31 protein-coding genes, 2 tRNA genes and 2 pseudogenes are annotated in these 22,190 nt (G+C 41.9%); 17 read left to right on the top strand and 18 right to left on the bottom strand.

Features of this window, described 5'->3' with window-relative positions:
- The first annotated feature begins 76 nt into the window (after positions 1-76).
- A complete protein-coding gene (locus MHI27_RS23185; RefSeq protein WP_405174808.1) occupies positions 77-1,150 on the top strand; it encodes a Gfo/Idh/MocA family oxidoreductase in 1,074 nt (357 codons plus the stop codon).
- A 143-nt stretch (positions 1,151-1,293) separates the two neighbouring features.
- On the opposite strand, the gene MHI27_RS23190 is transcribed toward MHI27_RS23185, so the two are convergent.
- The 3 genes from MHI27_RS23190 to MHI27_RS23200 form a co-directional block, all read right to left on the bottom strand.
- On the bottom strand, positions 1,294-1,716 hold the full coding sequence (locus MHI27_RS23190) for a hypothetical protein (protein ID WP_405174809.1): 423 nt from the start codon (positions 1,714-1,716) through the stop codon (positions 1,294-1,296).
- A gap of 775 nt (positions 1,717-2,491) precedes the next feature.
- A complete protein-coding gene (locus MHI27_RS23195) occupies positions 2,492-4,084 on the bottom strand; it encodes a diguanylate cyclase (RefSeq protein ID WP_405174810.1) in 1,593 nt (530 codons plus the stop codon).
- 320 nt (positions 4,085-4,404) lie between these two features.
- Positions 4,405-4,497: transfer RNA gene (locus MHI27_RS23200), tRNA-OTHER, on the bottom strand.
- Positions 4,498-4,611: 114 nt separating this feature from the next.
- Between MHI27_RS23200 and MHI27_RS23205 the strand changes: the two genes are divergently transcribed.
- From MHI27_RS23205 to MHI27_RS23230, 6 genes and pseudogenes are all read left to right on the top strand, one after another.
- A complete protein-coding gene (locus MHI27_RS23205) occupies positions 4,612-4,860 on the top strand; it encodes a transposase (protein ID WP_262495684.1) in 249 nt (82 codons plus the stop codon).
- 121 nt (positions 4,861-4,981) lie between these two features.
- A pseudogene (locus MHI27_RS23210) lies at positions 4,982-5,161 on the top strand (FMN-dependent NADH-azoreductase); the annotation flags it as partial.
- Positions 5,162-5,260: 99 nt separating this feature from the next.
- The gene (locus MHI27_RS23215) at positions 5,261-5,890 is read left to right on the top strand and encodes a DsbA family protein (RefSeq protein ID WP_076284728.1); all 630 of its coding nucleotides are present in this window, start codon (positions 5,261-5,263) and stop codon (positions 5,888-5,890) included.
- Between the two features lie 26 nt (positions 5,891-5,916).
- Positions 5,917-6,738 (top strand): cytoplasmic protein, encoded by an 822-nt coding sequence (locus MHI27_RS23220; protein ID WP_340972074.1) that lies wholly within the window; start codon positions 5,917-5,919, stop codon positions 6,736-6,738.
- Between the two features lie 4 nt (positions 6,739-6,742).
- A complete protein-coding gene (locus MHI27_RS23225; protein ID WP_076284730.1) occupies positions 6,743-7,141 on the top strand; it encodes a nuclear transport factor 2 family protein in 399 nt (132 codons plus the stop codon).
- A 238-nt stretch (positions 7,142-7,379) separates the two neighbouring features.
- A pseudogene (locus MHI27_RS23230) lies at positions 7,380-7,796 on the top strand (transposase); the annotation flags it as partial.
- Between the two features lie 269 nt (positions 7,797-8,065).
- Here MHI27_RS23230 and MHI27_RS23235 read toward each other — a convergent pair.
- From MHI27_RS23235 to MHI27_RS23250, 4 genes are all read right to left on the bottom strand, one after another.
- Positions 8,066-8,374: a hypothetical protein gene (locus tag MHI27_RS23235; RefSeq protein ID WP_405174811.1), complete on the bottom strand. Its 309-nt coding sequence runs from the start codon at positions 8,372-8,374 to the stop codon at positions 8,066-8,068.
- 331 nt (positions 8,375-8,705) lie between these two features.
- Positions 8,706-8,791 (bottom strand) — tRNA-Leu (locus MHI27_RS23240).
- Between the two features lie 161 nt (positions 8,792-8,952).
- The gene (locus MHI27_RS23245; RefSeq protein WP_042190773.1) at positions 8,953-9,423 is read right to left on the bottom strand and encodes a hypothetical protein; all 471 of its coding nucleotides are present in this window, start codon (positions 9,421-9,423) and stop codon (positions 8,953-8,955) included.
- Positions 9,424-9,499: 76 nt separating this feature from the next.
- The gene (locus MHI27_RS23250) at positions 9,500-10,186 is read right to left on the bottom strand and encodes a M15 family metallopeptidase (protein ID WP_341124388.1); all 687 of its coding nucleotides are present in this window, start codon (positions 10,184-10,186) and stop codon (positions 9,500-9,502) included.
- Positions 10,187-10,376: 190 nt separating this feature from the next.
- Here MHI27_RS23250 and MHI27_RS23255 point away from each other — a divergent pair, with 190 nt between their 5' ends.
- A complete protein-coding gene (locus MHI27_RS23255; protein WP_179085776.1) occupies positions 10,377-10,541 on the top strand; it encodes a hypothetical protein in 165 nt (54 codons plus the stop codon).
- Here the strand turns inward: MHI27_RS23255 and MHI27_RS23260 are convergent.
- Both MHI27_RS23260 and MHI27_RS23265 read right to left on the bottom strand, forming a co-directional pair.
- A complete protein-coding gene (locus MHI27_RS23260) occupies positions 10,538-10,873 on the bottom strand; it encodes a YolD-like family protein (protein WP_042130171.1) in 336 nt (111 codons plus the stop codon). The genes MHI27_RS23255 and MHI27_RS23260 overlap by 4 nt on opposite strands.
- Positions 10,874-11,255: 382 nt before the next feature.
- Positions 11,256-11,816 carry a hypothetical protein gene (locus tag MHI27_RS23265; RefSeq protein ID WP_149646645.1) on the bottom strand — a complete coding sequence of 187 codons (561 nt, stop codon included), beginning with the start codon at positions 11,814-11,816 and terminating at the stop codon, positions 11,256-11,258.
- Positions 11,817-11,933: 117 nt separating this feature from the next.
- Here MHI27_RS23265 and MHI27_RS23270 point away from each other — a divergent pair, with 117 nt between their 5' ends.
- Entirely contained in the window at positions 11,934-12,422 is a 489-nt protein-coding gene (locus tag MHI27_RS23270; RefSeq protein ID WP_339797888.1) for a PH domain-containing protein, read from the top strand.
- 81 nt (positions 12,423-12,503) lie between these two features.
- Here the strand turns inward: MHI27_RS23270 and MHI27_RS23275 are convergent, their stop codons facing one another.
- Together MHI27_RS23275 and MHI27_RS23280 are read right to left on the bottom strand one after the other, a co-directional pair.
- Positions 12,504-13,979, bottom strand: a complete 1,476-nt coding sequence (locus MHI27_RS23275; RefSeq protein ID WP_405174812.1) for a glycosyl hydrolase — start codon at positions 13,977-13,979, stop codon at positions 12,504-12,506.
- A gap of 173 nt (positions 13,980-14,152) precedes the next feature.
- Entirely contained in the window at positions 14,153-14,569 is a 417-nt protein-coding gene (locus MHI27_RS23280; RefSeq protein ID WP_042194350.1) for a cytidine deaminase, read from the bottom strand.
- A 107-nt stretch (positions 14,570-14,676) separates the two neighbouring features.
- On the opposite strand from MHI27_RS23280, the gene MHI27_RS23285 reads away from it, so the two are divergent.
- On the top strand, positions 14,677-15,108 hold the full coding sequence (locus MHI27_RS23285; RefSeq protein WP_042194351.1) for a NucA/NucB deoxyribonuclease domain-containing protein: 432 nt from the start codon (positions 14,677-14,679) through the stop codon (positions 15,106-15,108).
- A 78-nt stretch (positions 15,109-15,186) separates the two neighbouring features.
- On the opposite strand, the gene MHI27_RS23290 is transcribed toward MHI27_RS23285, so the two are convergent.
- Entirely contained in the window at positions 15,187-15,333 is a 147-nt protein-coding gene (locus tag MHI27_RS23290) for a hypothetical protein (RefSeq protein WP_156113170.1), read from the bottom strand.
- A 149-nt stretch (positions 15,334-15,482) separates the two neighbouring features.
- On the opposite strand from MHI27_RS23290, the gene MHI27_RS23295 reads away from it, so the two are divergent.
- The 3 genes from MHI27_RS23295 to MHI27_RS23305 all read left to right on the top strand — a co-directional run bounded on the left by MHI27_RS23295 (position 15,483) and on the right by MHI27_RS23305 (position 16,580).
- Positions 15,483-15,659 (top strand): YjfB family protein, encoded by a 177-nt coding sequence (locus MHI27_RS23295; RefSeq protein ID WP_076098563.1) that lies wholly within the window; start codon positions 15,483-15,485, stop codon positions 15,657-15,659.
- A gap of 140 nt (positions 15,660-15,799) precedes the next feature.
- A complete protein-coding gene (locus MHI27_RS23300) occupies positions 15,800-16,342 on the top strand; it encodes an ImmA/IrrE family metallo-endopeptidase (RefSeq protein WP_405174813.1) in 543 nt (180 codons plus the stop codon).
- Positions 16,343-16,388: 46 nt separating this feature from the next.
- Positions 16,389-16,580, top strand: a complete 192-nt coding sequence (locus tag MHI27_RS23305; RefSeq protein WP_341114452.1) for a hypothetical protein — start codon at positions 16,389-16,391, stop codon at positions 16,578-16,580.
- Positions 16,581-16,704: 124 nt separating this feature from the next.
- Here MHI27_RS23305 and MHI27_RS23310 read toward each other — a convergent pair whose 3' ends face one another.
- On the bottom strand, positions 16,705-16,878 hold the full coding sequence (locus MHI27_RS23310; RefSeq protein ID WP_341146105.1) for a hypothetical protein: 174 nt from the start codon (positions 16,876-16,878) through the stop codon (positions 16,705-16,707).
- A gap of 108 nt (positions 16,879-16,986) precedes the next feature.
- Between MHI27_RS23310 and MHI27_RS23315 the strand changes: the two genes are divergently transcribed.
- From MHI27_RS23315 to MHI27_RS23325, 3 genes are all read left to right on the top strand, one after another.
- A complete protein-coding gene (locus MHI27_RS23315) occupies positions 16,987-17,319 on the top strand; it encodes a DUF3139 domain-containing protein (RefSeq protein ID WP_405174814.1) in 333 nt (110 codons plus the stop codon).
- Between the two features lie 173 nt (positions 17,320-17,492).
- Complete coding sequence (locus tag MHI27_RS23320) at positions 17,493-17,987, top strand: RNA polymerase sigma factor (protein ID WP_042190786.1); 495 nt, start codon at positions 17,493-17,495, stop codon at positions 17,985-17,987.
- Positions 17,984-18,973: a hypothetical protein gene (locus MHI27_RS23325; protein ID WP_405174815.1), complete on the top strand. Its 990-nt coding sequence runs from the start codon at positions 17,984-17,986 to the stop codon at positions 18,971-18,973. The genes MHI27_RS23320 and MHI27_RS23325 overlap by 4 nt, the downstream gene beginning before the upstream one ends.
- 235 nt (positions 18,974-19,208) lie before the next feature.
- On the opposite strand, the gene MHI27_RS23330 is transcribed toward MHI27_RS23325, so the two are convergent.
- The 5 genes from MHI27_RS23330 to MHI27_RS23350 all read right to left on the bottom strand — a co-directional run bounded on the left by MHI27_RS23330 (position 19,209) and on the right by MHI27_RS23350 (position 21,767).
- Positions 19,209-19,337, bottom strand: coding sequence for a YjcZ family sporulation protein (locus tag MHI27_RS23330; protein WP_405174816.1), 129 nt, complete (start codon positions 19,335-19,337; stop codon positions 19,209-19,211).
- Positions 19,338-19,646: 309 nt separating this feature from the next.
- Positions 19,647-19,751 carry a YjcZ family sporulation protein gene (locus MHI27_RS23335; RefSeq protein ID WP_231573505.1) on the bottom strand — a complete coding sequence of 35 codons (105 nt, stop codon included), beginning with the start codon at positions 19,749-19,751 and terminating at the stop codon, positions 19,647-19,649.
- 30 nt (positions 19,752-19,781) lie between these two features.
- Positions 19,782-19,931: a dihydroorotate dehydrogenase gene (locus MHI27_RS23340; RefSeq protein ID WP_197071333.1), complete on the bottom strand. Its 150-nt coding sequence runs from the start codon at positions 19,929-19,931 to the stop codon at positions 19,782-19,784.
- Positions 19,932-20,471: 540 nt separating this feature from the next.
- Positions 20,472-21,074, bottom strand: a complete 603-nt coding sequence (locus tag MHI27_RS23345) for a restriction endonuclease (RefSeq protein WP_405176784.1) — start codon at positions 21,072-21,074, stop codon at positions 20,472-20,474.
- A 216-nt stretch (positions 21,075-21,290) separates the two neighbouring features.
- On the bottom strand, positions 21,291-21,767 hold the full coding sequence (locus MHI27_RS23350) for a GNAT family N-acetyltransferase (protein WP_405174817.1): 477 nt from the start codon (positions 21,765-21,767) through the stop codon (positions 21,291-21,293).
- Positions 21,768-21,997: 230 nt separating this feature from the next.
- Here MHI27_RS23350 and MHI27_RS23355 point away from each other — a divergent pair, with 230 nt between their 5' ends.
- On the top strand, positions 21,998-22,171 hold the full coding sequence (locus tag MHI27_RS23355; RefSeq protein WP_405174818.1) for a tyrosine-type recombinase/integrase: 174 nt from the start codon (positions 21,998-22,000) through the stop codon (positions 22,169-22,171).
- Positions 22,172-22,190: the final 19 nt, after the last annotated feature.

Below are 22,190 nucleotides of genomic sequence, written 5' to 3' on the forward strand. Positions count from 1 at the left end.
AATAATAAGAGACAACTGATGCCTGTGCTACGAAGGTATTTACATACTAATCAACCATTAGAGGTGTACTTTAAAGATGAACAGACCTATTCGTTTTGGAATAATCGGAAGCGGCTGGCGGGCGGAAATGTATCTTAAGTTGGCTCACCTGCTTCCACAGCAATTTCAGGTAACCGGTGTATTGATCCGCAACCCTGCCAAATACCAGCAACTGATCGACAAATGGAAACTGACCGTATACAGCTCGATAGAACACCTTGCGGCCGAGAGCGATTTTGTGGTCCTGGCGGTGTCCAAGACCGCTGCCGCCTCACTGCTGTTGGAGCTTGCAGCGCTGCAAGTACCTGTGTTGGCCGAAACACCCACCGCCTCTACGCCGGCTGAATATGAACTGCTTCGATCCAGCGCCATTGATTTCCCTCTGATTCAAATAGCCGAGCAATATCCGCTGTTGCCTCATCATCAGGCAAGAACCGCCTATATTCAAACCGGACATTTGGGCGAGGTAGGTCATGTTCAAGTCTCTGTTGCGCATGGTTATCATGGAATCAGCCTGATCCGTAAATGGCTCTCGATCACTGGCACAGCATGTGAAATCACAGCTCGCCGGCTAGAGGTTCCAATCATGGACTTCTCTTATAGGGGGAGGGAGGCCGAAGATGACCTGAAGACAGAGCAGCAGGATATCGCAATTATGGTGTTTCCCTCCGGCAAAAGCGCTGTGCTTGACTTCACTCGCTCCCAATATTTCTCGCCCCTCCGTACCAACCGGGTACTCATCCGCGGATCACATGGAGAAATTCGCGATAATGAGATTATCCGTCGCCTGGGAACCGAAGAGACCGAGTATATGAACATTAGTCGGATTCAAGGCGGACAGGAAGGCAGTCTGGAAAGTCTCTCCTTGCATGAATTGCGTGCAGGACAGCTTAGTCTATTTCAGAACCCGTTTCATCCCTCTCCCCTTTCTGATGAAGAGATTGGGATAGGACAAGCCTTATTGAATATGTCCAGCTTCCTGCACACGGGAATTTCAGCATACTCATTAGCGGATGCCTTAACAGACATCAGACTGTCATTCGCGGTCGATGAAGCCATCACCCTTGGAAGTACTATAACTTTGCAAGATGAGATCAGGTCTGCAAAATAAAAACAGGCAGATGAGAAAGTTAAGAGCTTTTTCATCTGCCTGGAAAATTGTATAACATTCAATGACTCGAACAAGTGTAGCATGCAAAACCAAAATCAATGACCACTCGATTTCAATGTCCTCATGCTCCATATGAAATTTAATTAAACGAACAAATATCCGATTACAGGACCCATAAAAATAACCAAATATATAAGTGTAATCCATGGCTGATAATGAATATAGAATTCTTTGAAAGAAAGACTCCAAGGGTGCTTAATGATCACCCAGCCCAAAACATCAATTATAATGCAAACTCCGGCCCATATTACCCCAGTAATAAGAGCTTCTTCAAGGTTGGGTACAGATAACCCCCGCATATATAGCCAACCAAAGATAGAAAACAGAATGACATTATAAAGAGGATGCCAAGGCTTTGTTTTTTCATATCCCTCCCCCATACCTTTTTCGTCCATTGGACTCATTTTTAACGCATAAATATTAAATACGGTATGTAAAACTCCAACAATAGTCACTATAAAATAGCAAATCCATAACCATAACATCGACATTGCAAAATCCTGCATAGCTGCCTCCTTTTATTACCCCAGCGCATGCAACTGCTGCTTTTCCGGCTATGGAAATGAGACCATTCAAAACAGAGTTGTTGTTTGAATTGAAAACATCATATCTAATTCCGCTCAAGTTTGCGCTTGATAATACGATGGTTATTATGTTTGCATCCGGACTGTATCTAACCTGGTAACCCTTATAAATATGCGCTTTCATTGGATCTGATGAATTCAAATCTATGTACACGCCCTTTTGCGGAAACCGAAAGAAACGAGTACGAAAAGGGAACATTGCATATTGTTGGCATCCGGCTCCTTTGATGGAAATTCAGTAAAGGAGGCTGCCGTTATAAAACCAGAATGAACCGGCGTTAGCAAAATGCCAGCAAACCCGCTTAAAATCAAACAAGGGTTCCAGCTCAAATGAGCTGAAACCCTTGTTTTTAGTGATGCCGAGGACGGGGGTCGAACCCGTACGGTTCTCACGTACCGCAGGATTTAAAGTCCTGTGCGTCTGCCTGTTCCGCCAAAGCCTTGATAACACTGGCGTTTTCAGTGCTTAAAGTTCAACACCTAGCCCTTTAATAGTCAGAATTATGTGCGTTTCTGGCTTTCTTAATTACTTGCTCTTAGGAAATACCCAACGATCATAATACTCCCACTCTGGTTTTCTTTCCTCGGGAATATTATCAATTAATTAATGCTTCTTCCATTGTTGCTGGTGCCGCATTTTCAACTTTCACTATGATGCAGAGGATAAAGCACGTACCGCATATTACGAGCAATTGTTTCAAACATCAGCGACCATCGTCCGGTTTCTTCCCCTGCTCTTGGCCAAGTATAACGCCTGATCAGCCTTCTCCAGCAGCCCCTCCCGCTCCAATGCATGAAAAGGATAATGGGCGATTCCCTGGGAGATCGTAACCCGTGTCGGGATTGGACCCCTGCTTTGTTCCAGTGCCCTCCGGACTCTTTCAGCTACGGTGAAGGCTTCCTCAGGTCTAGTGTGGGCCAGTAAGATGACGAACTCTTCGCCGCCGTAGCGGTGGCAAACATCGTCTGGGCGAAACGAAGTAACTATAACTTTGGCTACATGTTTCAGCACTTCGTCGCCAATGAGATGGCCGTAGGTATCGTTCACGAGTTTAAATTTGTCTACATCCAGTACAATGAGCGAAAACGGCTGCCCAGAGGTAATCCACTGACTCATCGTATACTCTAACGATCTCCGGTTCATTAAACCAGTCAGAGCATCCGTCGTAGCCTCTTGGGTCAGTTGATCCGTCTGCTTCTGAATATCCGTCACGGCAAGCAACACAGCCTTGGTCAGCAGATCTGCCTCTCGGCTCCATTGCGGCTTCGCTTCTGGCAATTCAATCTTCTCCTTGCCCATTCTGCTCACCAGATTTGCCAGGTACACAAAAGGCCGGGCCAGCTTGCGTGCTACGAGAATGACGCCCATCAGGAGTATAATGAACGGAAACAACGAATACCAGAGAATTGTCCGAAGGTGGCCCATCAGTTGATGATGAATGATACTAATCGGCGAAACGACCACGATTCCCCAGCCATTGGCCGGTACGCTGGAGTATCCGGCAAGCATTTCAACGCTACGGGTGTTGCGCACTTGCTGTTCCCCGCTTCCCCCTTTCATAAGTTTCTGTACAACCTTGTTACTGCTGACATCCTCCCCAATGAGCTGCTTATCCGGGTGGTACAACAGATGGCCGCTTGAATCCACAATATAATAATAAGAGCCAGAATCGTCCACGTTGTTGTCGCCAAAAATCATAGACAAAATATTGTTCTCTTGCAGATAAAACGTGCCGCTCAAAATACCGCGATATATGCCATTGTTGCTGAAAATCGGCTGACTCATAAAAACGATTAGTCTCTTGGTGGTTGGGGTCATGTAGGGGGAGGATATGTAAGGTTTTTTGAATGCCAGAGCTTCCAAACTGGCCTTAGAAGTAATATGGTCGCCTGTTGTCCCCAAACTAGTCGGTACTACGTTGCGGACCAGCCCGTCGGCATCGACTACAGCGATAGAATTGAAGTAATTGCTACTATTGCGCATCAGTTCTAAATTATCATCTACTTGCTTCGGCGTTGAGCCATCGTCATCGGAGAGTGTGGCAGCGCTGTATTCCAAACTGCTGCGCATGGACTGAAATAAGGAGTCCATTGTCTTGGTCATTCGGTCAGCGTTGTAGTAATTCAAATGGAGCGTAGTCTCCATCAATGATTGTTTTTTGGACTCGTATGAACCGATCAGAAGAATGCTTGAGGTTAGTAGAACCACCAGCGTAACCAAGCCCGTAAGCAGCGATGTGAGACTGAGCTTTTTACTTTGACGCGGCTCGGCTCTTCTCAGTGTAAGCAAACTATAACCCTCCTTGAATCTTGAAAACTAGCTTTATCAATAATACAACAAATTAAGATGTTATTCGACAATAATCAATGAACTCCAATCTCTCACACCACTGTACGTACCGTTCGATATACGGTGCTTCATGAAATATTACATATTAAAAAGCTCCTCTCCAGAGCTTGTGAATTGACAAGCACTGAAAAAGAGTATTATCAACCTAAGTTCTGTGTACTCGGATGTGATTCCTAAGTACAAAGGACCTTTAGCTTTTGGAGGAAGCTTTAAAATTAATAAAACAAAAAAACCTTGATTTTTCAAGGTTTTCACTGTGATGCCGAGGACGGGGGTCGAACCCGTACGGTACTCACGTACCGCAGGATTTTAAGTCCTGAAACAACCTTTATAGCCCCTTTTCTACACCACGGAAAGCACAAACACAAATCCTTTAACCACGCGGGTTGACGGCACTTTTTTGTGTTCTGTACTTTCTGCGTTCAGAAATTTGTATATGTAGCCATGTTAACAAAAATGTTAGCAAAATGAAGGGCAGACGCTTTGCGTTACTGCCCTTTGTGTATGAAAGCGCCGTGCGAAGCACCTTGAAAACCATGCGTAATTGGCAGGATGAGATCGTGAACTACCATCATTGCCGTTGGACGAGTGCAACCGTAGAAGGACGACATAATCGTATCAAAGCTTACCAACGCCGGCACTACTTCACACGCAATCGTGGTTGTTATATGGCGGGCATTTTAATTGAATGCAATCGACACCGTTTATTGAGTTGAACATATCAACCACTAATTTTTAGATTGAGCCCAATAATAGGAAGTTAATTTTTTCGTCAATAAGAATTGACTTTCATTCTAGTTGTAACTACAATGGTTACAACTAGTAGTAACAGTACCTGTTACAGATAAAAAAGCACTGCATATTCAAGTACATGGTGCTTTCTACTCTGAAGGTCCAGCTGAAGAACTAGAAATGGAGCATCGCCATCTTTTGGTAATGATGAATTTTTTTTGCGTCCCTTCTTTTGAAGCAATCGATGTTGAAGGGCATAATAGGGCGCCTGAAAAAGCACAATAGATTAAAGAAGATGCAATTCTACGCTCTAAAAAGTTAGCTGAGAATTTCTAAGTAACAGCGAGATTGGTTAATAATAAAAAATAAAGGTAGGCGTTTTTAATGGAGACAAAACAAGACACCCTTATATATGTATGGGATGCATATTGTGGATGGTGCTATGGATTTTCAGAAAGTATTAGAGGTTTTTACAAAAATCACCCTGAAATTCCGTTAACTGTTTTATCTGGAGGATTATTTTTAGATAATCTGCCAATAAAAAAATTCTCATATATATCAGAAGGTAATAAAAGAATTAATAAACTTACTGGTGCAGAATTTGGTCCTTCATATCAGGCTTTGTTGTCAGAAGGTACTTTTACAATGAATTCAAAAGATGCTGCAATTGGCTTTTCAGCTTTACGTTCATTAGCACCGAACCGTTTGTTAGAATTTACTTCTGCCATGCAAAAAGCGTTTTATTATAATGGAAAAAGTCTGAGTGACCCTGAAACATATCGTAAGATAGCTATTGATCATCATTTGGATCCTGAACAAGTACTAGAGCGACTAAAATCTCAAGAAACTATAATAGATGTTCAAAATGATTTCAACACGGTTCAACAACTTGGTATAAATAGCTATCCCTCTTTACTTCTACACAAGGATAACCAATTAATTCCTATTGGTGGCGGAGTAATGACGTCGGATAAAATTGAAGCACGTTTTAAAGATTGTTATATTATTAAATAATTTCACCAAAAAGGAGATAAAATTCTATGTTTAAAACAATCGAAATGAATCAAAATGATGTGAAATTGACGATATTTAGTTCTGAAGAAAATAGTTTTATGGTGACTGCAACCTTAGTTGAAAAAGCAGGACATGCATTCTTAATAAATACGAAATTTACTCAATCCGATTCGAAAGAAATTGTTGATTACCTAAATAAAAATAACTTATATTTAGATAAAATTTTTATTATTCATGGAGATCCGGACTACTACTTTGGGTTAGAAAGTATTAAAGCAGCGTTTCCAGAAGCCATTGCGTATGCCACAGAATCCACTGTTGAACATATTGTTCATTCTGTCTTAGGTAAATTAAAAGTCTGGAAAGATGCACTTGGAGAGAACGCACCAAGTAATGTTGTATTGCCTCAAGTATTCACAGAAAAAACCATTGACTTTCAAGGTTTAACATTTGAACTTGTAGGTTTAGATAATTACAGAACTAGCTTATTTAACAGAGAATTGAAATTATTGATTGGTGGCATTGATATTTTCAACGAAATACATGTTTTCATAGCAGATACTAGCTCAAAAGAAGCAATGGAAGCTTGGATTGAGAACTTGAAAGTGTTACAAGGGTTAAATGCTAACATAATCGTACCAAGCCATGGTTCAATTGAAAAATCCTTAGATAATCAAGCACTTATTGCAACTATCAATTATCTAAAAACTGCAATTAAAGCTTCCGAAGAAAGTAAAACTTCTACGGATTTTGTTGCAAAGCTTGAAGCAGCATATCCAGGCTATGCAAATAAAGGCGTATTAGAATTAAGTGCAAAAGTTGTAACGAAAGAAATTTCTTGGGGGTAATGTTATGAATATATACCAAAAATTATTACATGAAACGTATGTATTAACCGGTGAAGGAAAATTGGATGCCTTCAAAATGTATTTAAGTGATAATGTATCTTGGACAGAAGCTGCTGGATTTCCTTATGCGGGTACTTATGTAGGTCCAGATGAAGTAGTGAAAAACGTACATGAACGCCTTGGAACCGAATGGGATGGCTATTCTGCAAAAGATGAAATCTATGCGTTTAATAATCACACTGTTATCGTCTACGGAAAATATAGTGGGACGTATAAAGCAACAGGAAAATCATTTATAGCAGACTTTTGCCATCTATATGAATTTGATGAGAATGATAAGGTTAAAAAATTTATTCAAATCGTGGACAGCGCAACTGTCAATAATGCATTAAGTTCAAATTAGTTGTTTGTAACTTAACTTGTATACGGGGTAGCGTCAGGATAACCGTATTTTCCTGACGCTACCCATCGCTATCAAGCTAAGGTTTTACACTACCCATAAAGCAAAAAAAGACGTTATTCTTTCTGTAGAATTATAGGAAAGGATGGCGTTTCTTTATGAATCTTTCGATTCTTGACGAACTTCAGGGTCTGTCAAATCTTTTGTGTAAACTCTCTTAACAGACTCCGCTGATCGCTTTCATGTCCATGGCTATGTTATTGTGGCCCTGCAAGAGGTTCGTAAAACGATACAGAGTGAGCTTTCGCCACGGGCAAAAGCATGGCTCAAAGCCAACCATCGTCTCTTAAATCTCCAAGTGGAATCTCTATCTGCAGAGAGTAAGAAAACGCTGGATGAATTACTCGGTTACTCTCCGCTCCTACGAAAATGTTGGGAACGGAAAGAAGCTTTTACTACTTGGTATAACTATTCACCCAATGCCGAAGCTGCAACGAATGGATTTAACCGTTGGTGTGAACAGGGCGATAAGATTGACCACGAAGCTGTTAAAAGTGGTTTGAAAAAGATGCGTATTTGGAAAAATGAGATCATCAACTACCATCGCTGCCGATGGACGAATGCAACTATAGAAGGTAGGGGATGCCTTTTAAGTTAATGTCATCAAAAGTAGAGTTGAACAAGTAATTTATCGGATTCTTAACTAGGAGCTCTCCTGTCATACCCTCTAGAAAATCTGAAAGATTAATGACTATATCGTTTATGTTAGTGTTTTGTTCAGAAGAGACTAAGTTTTTGATGATATCTGTTTCCTACAGTCAATCTATTCATTGTCTTTAATTTTTTTGATAGATACTTCGTTTTTTTCTATTATCACTTCATAGTCAACAATTATTCCTTTTCTAAAAATTTCGGTGAATTCTCTACTTACTGAGTAATTTTTTTCGGATTGAGTGTAACCTTAAATACATGTTTTCCATTTTTCATCTGGAACTTTGCAACTTCTCCAAGTTTAATATTACTATCGATCAAAGAGTCCATTTGGATGGTATCTTTTTCATCAACAGTAACAACTACGCTTTTTAAATCCAACGGACTGTTATTTGTAATCATCAGATTATACTCTTCATCCTTAGCTGTTGGTGTATCACTTAAAGTATCTGAGTTGTTTTTTTTACAACCCGATAATAAGACTATAAACAACATAAAAATAGTTAGCCATCTCTTCTTTGTCAATTAAGTCGCCTCTAATTCTGATTATCTAATGCGTTGGCAAGAAATTAAAAAAACATATTGGTTCAAATGGCGCTAAACATCTGAAATCATAGAGATTTGGAAAGAGCGACTTTCAGAGGAGGAGTATGGATTTCGCTTGGGGGCGGGCATCATGATCGAGGTCTTAACCGGGGAAGAGGAACTTGCTAGTAAATTGGGTACCTTTCATGACAAAACTCCATAATTAAAGGAGTAAATCCTGTGCGCTTAATAATTGTTCTAAATACAATTCCCTTTTGAAAATAATCAAGAAAAACAAAAAAACCTTGATTTCTCAAGGTTTTCACTGTGATGCCGAGGACGGGGGTCGAACCCGTACGGTACTCACGTACCGCAGGATTTTAAGTCCTGTGCGTCTGCCTGTTCCGCCACCCCGGCATATTATGTGTTGTTGCTTCATACGATGTTTACGTATAACGCGACAAGAAATATAATATCATGAATATCGATAACGCGCAATCCCTTTTTCAAAAAAAGTTTTATCACATTAAAAATAACCCGTTCCAGCGTGTGCCGACACGGGTTATTAGGCATGTCGATTATCTGCGTTCGTCACTTCTGCTTCTCATTCCGACAAGGCCCAAGAGTCCAAACAATCCGAGCCAGCCCCAGTTAGATCCTCTGCTGGTAGTCCCAGTATTTGTAGTTGTACTGGTTGCCCGATATCTACCATCCGTTGTAGTGTTGGATAGTGGAGTTACCGTATTTCTGTTGTAGTTATCCCGGGTGTAATTTTCATTGTAGTTATTGGTGTTAGGTCTATAATTTTCCCCTGTGCGAATCTTATCTTTCATAATGCTCTCATGCTGATTCATCGTTCCCGTGGTACCGTTCATTAGATTGCCTTCCGTATTCATCATCCGAGTGTTATTCACGGTACCATCCATGCCCGTATTCGCGTTCGGGATACCGCCTAAAGCGGCTGACCCGATTGGATTAGCGTAACTAGCTCCCATTATACTCATTGACAGTACAGTACCGCATGCAAGGCTTGTTATCAGCTTGTTCACAGTGTTATGCCTCCCTTTATGGTTAGTTATCACTGATAATTTCCCCTTGGGTGGCACTGTCTATACATGAATAGCTTTACTCTTTTACAACATTCACTGTCTTGCTCGCTGCGTCATACGTAACCTTTGCTCCAAGCGCCTCAGCCAGAGCACGCACGGGTACATATGTTACGCCGGTATCAAGAACACCCTCCGTAAGTTTAGTACCGTTTAAGGTTATCGTTACTTTAACGTCTTTGTTCACCTGGTCATCCTCCCCAGTAATTCTTTTTAAAGCTTCATTGACCTGATCCGTCGTAGGACGTTTACCTGCCCGAAGTTGAGTCGTAGTTAAGCCGAAGGCCATTTGCAGATGTGAATAATCTTTAAAAGACGTCCAGTCTCCTCCCCACTCAAGCCCTAGCTGTTTTCCCACCTGTACAACCTCTTGCCAGTCCGCTATTTTATCTTTATCACCATCACGATTCATATCCCAGGAAATACTATTTCCATCCGGCAGCAAAAGCGCAAAATCAAACGCAAGGCCATAATTGTGATAGCTGGTTCCACCCTTGGCGTTGGTAACTATAGGTCCAGGCTTACTTCTCCCCTGCGCATACAAGGCATTTTGTTCAGCAATCGACCGCAATCCCTGAGTAATAACGATGGGCACTCCTCTGGCATAGCTTTGCTGAATCAAAGCCTTCGCCCCTGCTGCCAAAACAGGATGAAGCCCAACAAGCCTCGCTGCCGATTTGTCCCTCACTTGATCTAAAGTCAGCATAGAATCACCCCTTGGTATAATCAATGATCCCGCTTCCCCATTCGCTTGTACTAATACCCCTGCTTGCATCTGCAAAAAAAAGACCCCGGTATCCCCGAGATCTCCCCTGAAAAGCACCTATTCATAGCTTCTTCACCTTGGATCATTTCTACAAAAAAGGGCAAAATATTAGCGAAAGGTGGGAACACATATGGACATTCATAGTGATAGCTATAAAGTTGCTGCCCTGAGCGAGCAGGAAGAAGCACTCGAAATTATTCGAAATGCCGAAGCTTCCATTGCACATCTGACCGGCAACCCAACGGTGACCCTAATTGCTTATGAAAAAAGTGAAGTCAGCGGTTCTCAGCATTAGACGATGTAAACCTCCACTAGATCATCTACATTGATCCACTTCCATTCCTCCGCCCACTGTAGCTTAAACTCACGCGAGTGGGTGTGAATGGAAGTCACAAAACCACTAATTGTCGTATTCTCAAAAGGATCAAACAGCACAACAGTGACGCGCACATGACTCCGTAACGATAAGGCCAGTGTACATTCGATCTCCTCCAGCTTCTGCTCATCCAGAATAGGCTTAATGCGGCGCAGGGTCTCCCGTTCATCCCTAATAATTCTTACCTTATGCTCCGGCAGCATCATGCGACTGCTTTCCCACAGTCCGTTTTTCTCCAGCTTTTTGCCCATGGTAACCCCTCCCTAATTTCTATACTTATTCCGCCACACACGAACGTATGTTTGTATTATATCCACACCTTCGCTGAATAATCAATAATCAGGAAAAAGATACCACTTTAAAATCCTCCTCTTTTATCTAAAAGTTGTATAATAATTAATATCTAAATGAGAGGAGCTTTCCAATTGAAAAAAAACAATGCCCTGCTCATCCTAATTCCCGTATTATTCCTGTGTCTATACCCCCTCGTATATCGAAGCAGCACCCTCTCAGACCTCACAAAAGGAATCGTAGCCGGCTTATTTATAGGATTGGCAGTGTTACCTCTACTCAAGCTCAAAATCGCATCAAAAAGACGCTGACAGTTGAACTGTTCAGCGTCTAAATTTCGATCTATTCTTGAACTTTCTCTGATTCAGCGGTGGACTGACCATCAGCATCGATGAGTCCTGTTGCTTCTCTTGCTTCATTAAGCTTGGAAATGCCGTATAGCATCGCGACGTCAGCGTTCTGATTCAATTCCTCGAACTTCTCAGCAGTGACCTCTGCGGAATCAGCACCTTGAGAGGCCTGTTCTTTTAGAGAATAAGCACTTTGAAAAGCAATTTTGGACTCATCAAGCAGTTTACGAATGTCTTCGGGCAAGCTAGAGGAAATTTTCACTTTCTCAGCCTGATTGGATAGGTCTGTTGCGGTCTTTTGGAATTCGTTAATCTTCTTCTCCAACTGCCTGTCCGAAAGTTCTCCTGCTGAATAAGCAGCAATAGCTTCGTTGAACTCCGCTAAAGATGATTTTCCTAATTCATCAAGTTTAGACATTTCATTGTAGAAGTTTTGCACGGTTTCCTGCACTTCTTCTTCCGAGGCAGGAGCCGATGAAGTTGAATTATTATTGCTGCAGGCGCTAAGGATGACAGTCAGCATTAGCGTTCCTATTAGTAACACTTTTTTCATTATTTATCCCTCCACTTAACAGAATAATGTCGGTTTGTGTAAAGCGCAAATGAAATTTATGTAAAATGACTATTATGTTATAATTATTTCAATTGTAATCAGGGAAGGAGAGTATTTATGCCTTATTGCACAACCTGCGGATCAGAATATAAGCAGGGCGCTAAATTTTGTGGAGAATGCGGATCTAGCATTGACGGAACTGCTCCAGTGACCACCCGTCGTCCATCAGCAAATCCAAACGCTACTCAAGAAGTCGTGCTCTGGAAAGGCAAACCAGCCAGTATCTCTGATCGCCTCAAAGGAATCGTACGCCTAAACACGACTACGTACACCATTACAAGCCAGCGCATTATGGTAAAGACCGGACTTATCGGTAAAAATGTCGAAGAAATCGAATTACTGCGTGTACGCGATTTATCCGTAGCACAATCTATCATGGACCGGATGCTCGGCATCGGTACATTAACTGTATTTTCTGATGATGCCTCAGCGCCTCAGCTTCTTTTCCGAAAAATCCATGATGCCCAAACCGTCAAAGATGTTCTGCGCAAAGCTGTTCGTGACGAGAAGATCGCCAACAACATTAGCTACCGTGAACAAATCTAAGAACCTTTCACATTAAAAAAGCCCCGAAATCCGGGGCTTTTTCGCTAATATTCCGATGCTCGAATCAGTTCGGATATCGTCTTATGGAAGATAAAACGCTCCTGCTGGAATAATCCCTTTGGGTTGGCTAGGACTTTCCCACTGCAATACAATTCGCGCGTCACCCTCATTCTCATAGTACTCCACTTTTATTTCATGTAGCTTGCCAGCTATCAGATTCACACTGCCTTTTCGCTCCTGTCCACTCTGATTCACCCAGCTATCAATGATCAGCCCTCCATCAATCCACACCCGTACCCCGTCATCAGAGGAGGAGTAAATGGTATAGGTTTCACTATAGGCTGCAGTCAGTTTTCCACTCCACCGTACAGAGAAAGCGTCGACTCGAATGGTTGGATCAGGCGAACCCTGTTTCCACGAAAATTGGATGTTAGCATCGGTTCGCGTCAGCGCAGGTGCGCCGCTAAGAGTCATGTTATTGTAATATTGCCCCCATAGTCCACTCTGCAGCACACCGTCTCCCTTAGCGGCTACAATTGCCGCCTCAGCAGCATACTCTTCCCGCGTGAATACAAAGCTGTCATTCATAAAGGCTCTAATTACCGCATCGGTATTCTTCTCATAAAGAAGCTTGCCCCAGGTCATCTGATAAGACCATTTGGGCTGTGATTTAGATAGTAGTGCAGGGGACGGTAGCTCTCCATTTTCTCCAATCGCGATCACTTTTCCACGACCCAGATCCCATAGACTATCATAGTGACTCCCCTTAAAATCCCCATCATAGATATCTAGTGCCAGCACATCTACTTTGTCACCGCTTGGGTAGTATTCGGCAGGGTCATCACTCCACTGATTTTTGGCATTTGGGCTCCAGACCCACAATAAATTATGCAGCTTATGATAGCTGGTGAAACGGTCAAACATAAGGTTCCACAGACCCACGTAGTTGATCTTCTTCCCCCACCAGAACCATCCGCCATTCATTTCATGATACGGCCGCCAGAGCACAGGAACACCTGCATCATTTAGTTTTTTTAAAGAAAGGGCTATCTTATCCAGATCAGCGATCAGTGCGTTGTACTGAGAGGTACCCGGGGTTATATATTTGTCAAAATCAGCGTTGCTTATGCTCGTAGATACGTTATCCCAAGCTGGCGCAGTCCCTGGCAACTGAGCGTGATAGCTAATCGTTACGATTCCACCGGCTTTATACCAGCGAATAGCGCTGCTAACGACCCAATCCCGCTGATTGTCTATTAGTGCCGCCGTCTGATTATTGATTGCCCCCAGCTCATAGCCGTGAAGGGCGGCGAATTGCCCGCTAGTATTTTTCAGCTTCCCATTGAACTCATCCGCGCTCTCCAAATAATCATGTTGTCCACTAATCCATCCTTTTCCTTGCAGAAAATAAAGGGTATTCAACAATTTCTGAGCAGAAGGTACCGTTTCCGAATCCGCCGGAGCCATTTGCAATTTACGAAACGCGATTTGCCACTGAACATCGCTCACAAACCTCGATGCCGAATCAACCATATTTCGAAGATTGCGCTGTTCCATCCACTCTCACATCCTTTTAACTTTTTTAAGTTATAGTATGGGGACAATAGTGACATGAACTCAGCGAATGGACATGAAGTTGTAATTTAATTTAGGACAGTGTAAGGAACTGCTGAATAAATTCACGGCTCAATAAAAAAAGGAGCCCGGCGGCTCCTGACTATATCTCCAATTCACCTCGTATATCTCAGCGGTAGTAATTCAGAAATATCATATTTAGCTAACCGGCCGTCCTCGGATACAATAACTTTGCAATCCTTCCCGTAATCAGCAATTAACTCACGGCACATCCCGCAGGGAGAAACTACTTTAATTTCTCTTTCCTCGCTGTCCGGATCAGAATGCCTTACCGCAACAATCGTATCAAATTCCTTGTAGCCTTCGGATATCGCTTTTCCAATCACCATCGCTTCTGCACAGACTGTAATTCGTCCCATGCTAGCTTCTACATGTACCGCTGTAAAGATTTCCCCCGTCTTAGTACGGAGCGCCGCCCCTACATGGTGTCTTCCCCATTCATAGCGTCTAGTAATAATATCTTCAGCAGAGGCAATAAGCGTCTGATCTTCAATCGTAATCAAATACTCCATATCCAATTCCGTCCTCCTCTTATTTTTCCTAAGTATATTAAATCGCACTGCATTATGATATAAGATATACTATTTTAAGTTCCAAAAAAGGAGGAGCAGATTTGAAAATACAGAAATTACTCACCAGTCTCATCATTGTTGTGTTACTTGCTTTGGGCGGTTACTGGTATGAACAGAACGGAGATCCGGCAGCCCCCTCGTCCACATCCGATTCAGAAGTTGTTCAGCTGATCTTCCCATCAGATCGTTATCCTGAGACCGCTAAGCACATTCAGGACGCAATTGCTAAAGGGGAGTCAGCGACGTGCACGATTAACCGTGAGCAGGCTGAAGACAACCGCAAAGAATCCTTAAAAGGGATCCCCACCAAAAAAGGCTACGACCGCGATGAATGGCCCATGGCCATGTGTAATGAAGGCGGCAAAGGGGCCGACATTGAATACATAACCCCAAAAGATAACCGCGGTGCAGGAAGCTGGGTTGGCAATCAGTTAGAAGATTATGCGGATGGAACCCGCGTAGAATTTATGTTCAAATAATAAGCTAACGTGAACAGTGCTTCAAAAGAATAGCCCCATCCGGTATACCGGATGGGGCTACAATGTGCATCAGCTAGCTTAGAATAAGCAAGCTTTAGTGATGATAACCAGCAAGATGAAGAGTACCAGAATAGCTCCTGTTGAAGTAAAAGGACTACACACCGGACCTACATTTACTGGGCTTACTACAGGACCTACGTTACAACCACAATGTTCCATTCCCATAATTAATTCCTCCTAATGATTAATGACTACAGCACAAGATATGTAAAAAGGAGATAAGCTGTTTGGGCGAACTGGCAAACAAATGCTATTCACCTAATGAATTAGGTAGGCACTGTCGATAAACAGGATATACACAAAGGAGGTGCAATATGGATATAGCCGCATTATCAATGGCAATGAGCCAGGCATCCTTAGCTCAAAATGTAGGAATACAAGTCATGAATATTGCCAAAAATCAGGCTGAAACCCAGAGTCAAACGATGGTGGAAATGCTGGGCAAAAGCGTTGCTCCGAATTTAGGAAAAACACTTGATATTAGTGTTTAATTGCTTTATGCTAAGGACACACGAGAACACTCGTTCTTATGTGTCCTTATGTTTTTTACTTTACATAGCCTTCGGGCTTTTCTTTTGCTCATTTATGCGAACATACGATCCTATAACTGATTCTGAATGAGGTGAATGATATGAATAACATGAAATCCTATTATCAAATGACTGCGCTGGAGAAGTGGACAGAAGATTTATACAAGCGTCTGAACCTTACTCAGCCTTCGCAAATTTCGATTGCTTATATTGCAGAACGGCTTAATATTTGGGTTCATTATTTGGATGTAAGAAGCAAGAGCATCGAAGCATCAGCGGGGATGTACACCATGTTTATTGACAACCGGCTTCCAGCCAGTCTGCAGCGGCTAGAGTTTCTCCATGAGCTCTGTCATCTGCTCCGCCATGGTACTAATCAAATATTGATGCCAGAACATTTTACGCGGGCACAGGAGGATGAATCGGAGCGATTTATTCTTTATGCAGCTATGCCCTACTCCATGATCTCCCGCATGACATTGCCTGAGCAACGGGAAGATGCAATCAGCTATCTTGCAGCAGAATTTCAAGTGCCAAGCGAGCTGGCTTTACAGCGGATTGATCAAATTCAAAGACGTGTTTTTCAGGGGCAATTATTGGCCGTGATGGGAAGAAACGAAGAACGATTAACACATATTCAATAATGACTGCGGAGATAATAAAGGTAGTCGCAATGAAGGACCATTAATTATGGTGGAATTTCTCGCAAGGGGGATCGATATGGAAGCCATTAAAGTAATTGAATTATTGATGACTCATCCAGATTATAACGTAGATGCAGTACACCCCGAAATTCCGGATTTTGTTGGGATCGAGTCGATTGAAGTGGATCATGAAACGGGGACCTTCTCCATTTTATTGCAAGAACCCAAAGACGACTGAAGATGATTTGTGTAAGTTCATAATAAAAAGGCAGCAAGTATAGTATACCCAGGCAATTCTTTATCTACGCGGGTTACCTATCGGTAGTTAAATTGCTGCCTTATTTGTAATAGTAAGCTCTCTATTATGCGGATACAAACTGAATCACACCAATAAGAGTTAGAATGAGGAATATACCCACAACTCCCCAAATAATAAACCATAAGATTTTGAGACCTGGTAGCCTGGGACTAGTATGATTCTCCAATACCTTAATTCGCCGCTCCAGCTCCTGTATTTTTTCTTCTTGTTGCATCATTTTCTTCCTCCCTTCTAATGTGTAAATTACAAGATACAATAGATATGACATACCAGTCACAATATATTATCTTATAATATATACATTTTATCTAAATGGAGGGAATTAATGAAGAAAAGAACAAAAATAATTCTTATTACCTTCGCTATTGTATATGGAGTCGCTTCTTTAGCGCTTCAGGCCTTCCGAAATCACATGGACAATGAAGTGATTCATTATTTGGTAGATGCGAGAGATTATAAGAATGAAGATCTCTATAAAGTCTATACCCAGATTGGTAAGACTCCCGTCGTAAGTACAACGGTTATCTTTGCAGATGAACTCCATGCAAGATACTTTTATAGAAAAGAAAAGGATCGTATTTATCAATATAGCATGGCTCCTGTAAAAGGTACTGATCCAAACTATACATATAAACATATTGAGAAGGGCCTCCCGTAAAGGGGAACTTCTATTATAAAGGCGCGATTGTCTCAGCAGTGATATGGCTGCTGGGGCAATCGCGCCTTTTTTAGATTCTAACCCTTGATCTAGACGCTAACAAATTTTCTCAGGAACATAATGTGACCAAATGCCGTCCTAAATGGTGTTATAGGTAAAGGGGGCATTGAATCATGCAACGATCCATGACCCGGCCGGGAAATCATGTGATAAAGAGTTACGAAATCTACGCAGATATGCTGTTCCGGATTGCTTTGGTCCATTTAGGCAGCCGCCAAGATGCCGAAGAAGCCACTCAGGATACCTTCATCAAACTGATAGAAAAAGCACCAAAGTTCAAAGACGCTGAACATCAGAAAGCATGGCTGATCCGGGTAATCACCAATCATTGTAAAACATTACTGGGAAGAGGCTGGCGCAAGCGCGAGGTTAAGCTGGAAAATGCTGAGCCGATTGCGGTAGACACCCCCGAGGATTTGGCTCTACTGCAGTTAGTTATGGCGATGCCTATGAAGTATAAAACCGTAATCCATCTTTATTATTACGAGGACTATCCCATCCAGGAAATCAGCAAGATTCTGCAGATTAGTCAGTCTGCCGTGAAGATGAGACTTCAGCGGGGACGGCAACTGTTAAAACTGGAGCTGGAAGGAGTGGAATCACAATGAAAGAAGATCAGTTTCGAACATTATACAAGAAAGCGGTGGATTCTATGAAACCAGGTGAAGAGATGAAAAAAGAATTGATCGACAAACTGGAGCAACAGCAGGAGCGGAAACGTCCACGCAAGACGGTTTATATCGCGGCAAGTATTGTCCTCGCCGCCGGGATCGGCTTAGCTGCACCTAATATATGGCAGCAGCTAAATGGCCAGAGTACTCAAGGGCAAATCGCTCAGGTAACTCCAGGTCCAAGCCAACCAGACAATTCTGGCACAAATGCGTCCGGAAACATTGTTATCCCCAAGCTGGAACTGCCGGATACCAAATCTGGCGTTATGGCAGATATGATCGCTCTAGTCGTATATAAAGATAACATTTATACACAGTCTGCGACTCGAATCAACGCAGCCGATGCTGCCGCTCTGCGCGGTGACAAGCTGGGACGTACTACAGGTGGCATCGATGAATGGAGCGGTAAAGACAAATATATTGAGTTAGCATCTAACATCGGCGAAACGGATATCTATTCCGTAAAGGGATATGATTCCAATTTCCTGATTATGTCCTATTCGGAAATCAACGGCGAGGTATTCGCCGAACTGTATGAGCATACAAACGGGATCACCGTAAACAGCGGCGCTGATCTATTTGGCAAGCTAAATCTTGAAGGTCGAATTACTTCCGCACAGTGGGAAAGCTTCGACAGCTGGAACAACGGAAAGCAGCAGTACACACCGCTCGCTGACGACGAGGCACTTAATGGCTTCTTGAAGGCACTCCAAGTAGCCAAACCACTGGCAGCAGAGTCTCTTACCGCGCAAGGCATCTACGACAGCGAAGACCGCAAGGTTCTCTATCTCCAGCTGGAAGACAACGCCAGGGTAGAGCTGACGCTGTTTGGTCAAGGGCTAGTACGTTACGGTCAGGCACCTGTATTCTTCGAGGTCGAGTCCGGGGCATTCCAGCTGCTATGGGATAGTATGAAGCCATAAAAATGATGGTCGAAAACCGAGAGTACAGCGATAGGAACAACGATTGGGACAACTTTTCGGGCACCATACCCATTAGAAAAGTCTAGCTGGATACAAAAAAAGGTGCTGCTGCAAAACCATTTCATGGCTTTGCGAAGCGCCCTTTTTGTGTTGGCTGTATGGTTTACATTAGAGAATGATTTTGTCGATTAATATATATGTTTAAAAAGGAGTGACTGAGAGTTAGACTAACATTTTATAAACAGATAGTTTTAGAAATAATTACAAGGAGGATAAACAGTACCAAGATTGCACCTGTAGATGTAAAGGCTCCTCCGATACCTCCGCCATATCCACCGCCAAAGCCAGCAACATTTTCGCTCATTTCAAATTACCTCCTCTGCATTTGAGTACATCTTAGCTTATGCAATTCCCCCTATAGCGCTTGGGTAAATAGGTAATGAGATATCTATCCATTTAAAGCCCCGACTGTGGGCAAAGATTAGAATGAGGATCTGGACCAAATCAGTCATGCTGCGTAGTCCAGTATTTACAGAGTTTATCGTATAAACATAAACTACCCCCAACGACTTAATGTTGATGGGGGCAACTTTCATTATCTTCATTACAAATCCGCAAGTATCTACTGGCAGATATCCACTATGGGTGCTGGTCATAGTGGGAGGTTTGAAACTTAAATCAAGAAAGTTTTAGATATGATTACCAACAATATAAACAGAACCAGAATTGCAGTCGTAGAAGTAAAACCTCCGCCAAACCCTCCAGCAAATTCACCCATCATAATTCCTCCTTTGTAAATTAATACTACTTAAAATATACAGGCTTTTGTAATGATGACCAGCAGGATAAAGAGCACCAAGATTGCACCTGTGGATGTAAAAGCTCCACCAACAAAACGTTCAGGTTCACGTTCACGTTCACGTTCTCCAATACCGCATCCACCAACAAATTCGCCCATTCGTGAATTCCTCCTTTGTAATTGAATACAAATGTAGGATATGCCAGTTTTCTGATCGTGCTTGGGTATATGAGAGATGAAATTAACCCCGCTAACCAATTAAGGTAGACGGGGTATTTGATATACACATTTATGCTAAAACTAAATTCAAATTCATTTCTGATGTAATAAACATCAGCAACCTTAACGCTCCCATTTCTGGACTGGACCCTCACAATTAATTACGCAGTTGGCCAGAAACACCTTTTCTGTTTTTCAAATAGTTATATCCGCCAATAGATATGAGGGCTCCACACAACATTACAACCATCAAAGATTGTCGTTCCTCATTCGCAACATCATAAACAATAATGAAAAACCTGGTTTCATTTTCTCTGCTTTATGTATTTCTTAATCAAATAAAACAATACAAATCCTAACAACACCAAGCCAAGTATGGTGATCCATTGAATCGTTGGATTCCCTACGAAAAAGTATGTATTTCTGTATTGAAAATCTTCATTGTTCATCTGTATAAAAGCTCCTTGTTCTACGAACTATCTATTTCTTCGCAGCCCATCGTTTTTCAACTTTGAAGTCCTTCTTAATTGCTTTATTATCCCATGAATCCAGTATAATCCTGGGCTCTGACTCAAGGATATCCTTTGCTTTATCAATCTGCCCTGACTTGAAAAAGTTTATAATTTCTATAAGGTCACTTCTACTATGTAATCTTACGGCGTTATAACTAGCAAGTTCTTCACACGCTGAGGTATATTGATTTGAGGATATTACCATGGACTTTTTTGCCCTGTAATATCTCATGGAACTATAGATCTCTTGAACAGCTTCTAACCCTACTGGATAAGAATAACACTTTGCCTGAACAACATTTCGAACCCCCTCCCTGTCTGTAAACACTAAGTCAGATCCAAAATCTCTGCCTCCTCTCGTTTTATATGCATCACTATAACCCATGGCCAAAAATAAACGATACAGATATTCTACAAAGCCAGTTCCGTCTTCCATTCGGTCTATGTCCTGGATCGTAATCTTAAGTGGATCAATTACTATACTTTGGGGAGGGTAACTCTTCTTTCTAGATAAAACTTTGAATACAAAAACAGCAGTAATGATAGCAAGAATAACCAACAAAATTATCATTTTTGTCAACCAGCAACCCCCATTAATATAAGAACCTCGCCAATGCCGGCGAGGTTCTTCCAAATTGCAATGCCATTACTCCCAAACCCTAGAACCTTAATATAAATTATTTGGAACATTATGTATATATGACTGGTAAGAAAAAGTCCTAGACTACTGTTGGTTTTTGGACTCACGTTTCCCGTTAGCGTAAGCCCTTGCTAGTCCTGAATATCATTAACTAATGAATACTTGTGTCCTTCTTCCTACTTCAATTCGTTCAGTAAATTTTCCTCCTGTATATTCTTCTATTGCCTTTTTCCAAAAGAGTTGAGCAGGCTTGTTGTTATCTATTTGGTAAACTTCCCATTTTCCCTGGTGCATATCAAATATATCTTTAGCAACCAATCTCCCTAATCCCAGCCTACGATACTTCTTCGCAATAAAAAATTCAGCAATAGAAAAATATGCGTCATCTTCTTCCCGATTTTTTAATTTGACTAAGACAAATCCAACAAGTTTCCCATTGAGACTGATTAAATATGGATAATTGGGGTCTTTAGACCAATATTCATCAATTGGATAATTACCATATTTACCATTTTCCTCAAACTGCAACTCCATAAATTCTGAGAAATCATAAATATAGAATTGTAACAGGTTACTGAGTATTTCTTTATGTTCCAAGGTTGCTATTTTGATTTCATAGTCCATGTTTGATACCATCCCTCTGTAGATTCAACTATCGTTTCGCTCTGGACACTCTATTATAGATTTAATAGCTTGCATTAAGTTACTCCTTCATAAATACGGTTCTTGATGAGTATCACCTTCAAAAAAAGGTGCTTTCAGATTACACCTTAAGTTAACTGCGGGAAACGGAAAGTTTATTTTAAGTTAAACTTTACTGCCTGTTAGCTTGATGAGGCGCCCGCCAGTCTATAGTGTTTTCATTGGCAATTTATACTGGAATGAGACGTGGTGAGATCCTTGGACTTTGCTGGGGTGATATCGACTTCGAAAAGAAAGAACTCAAGGTGATCCAGACGGCTAACTGGACACGTGATGGTTTAGTCATTCAACGCCCGAGAACGAATGATTCCATACGACAGGTATAACTTTTTCAGAATATTATTG

Source organism: Paenibacillus sp. FSL H8-0261 (genome assembly GCF_045040645.1).
In the GTDB taxonomy this organism is placed as follows: Bacteria; Bacillota; Bacilli; order Paenibacillales; family Paenibacillaceae; genus Paenibacillus_AQ.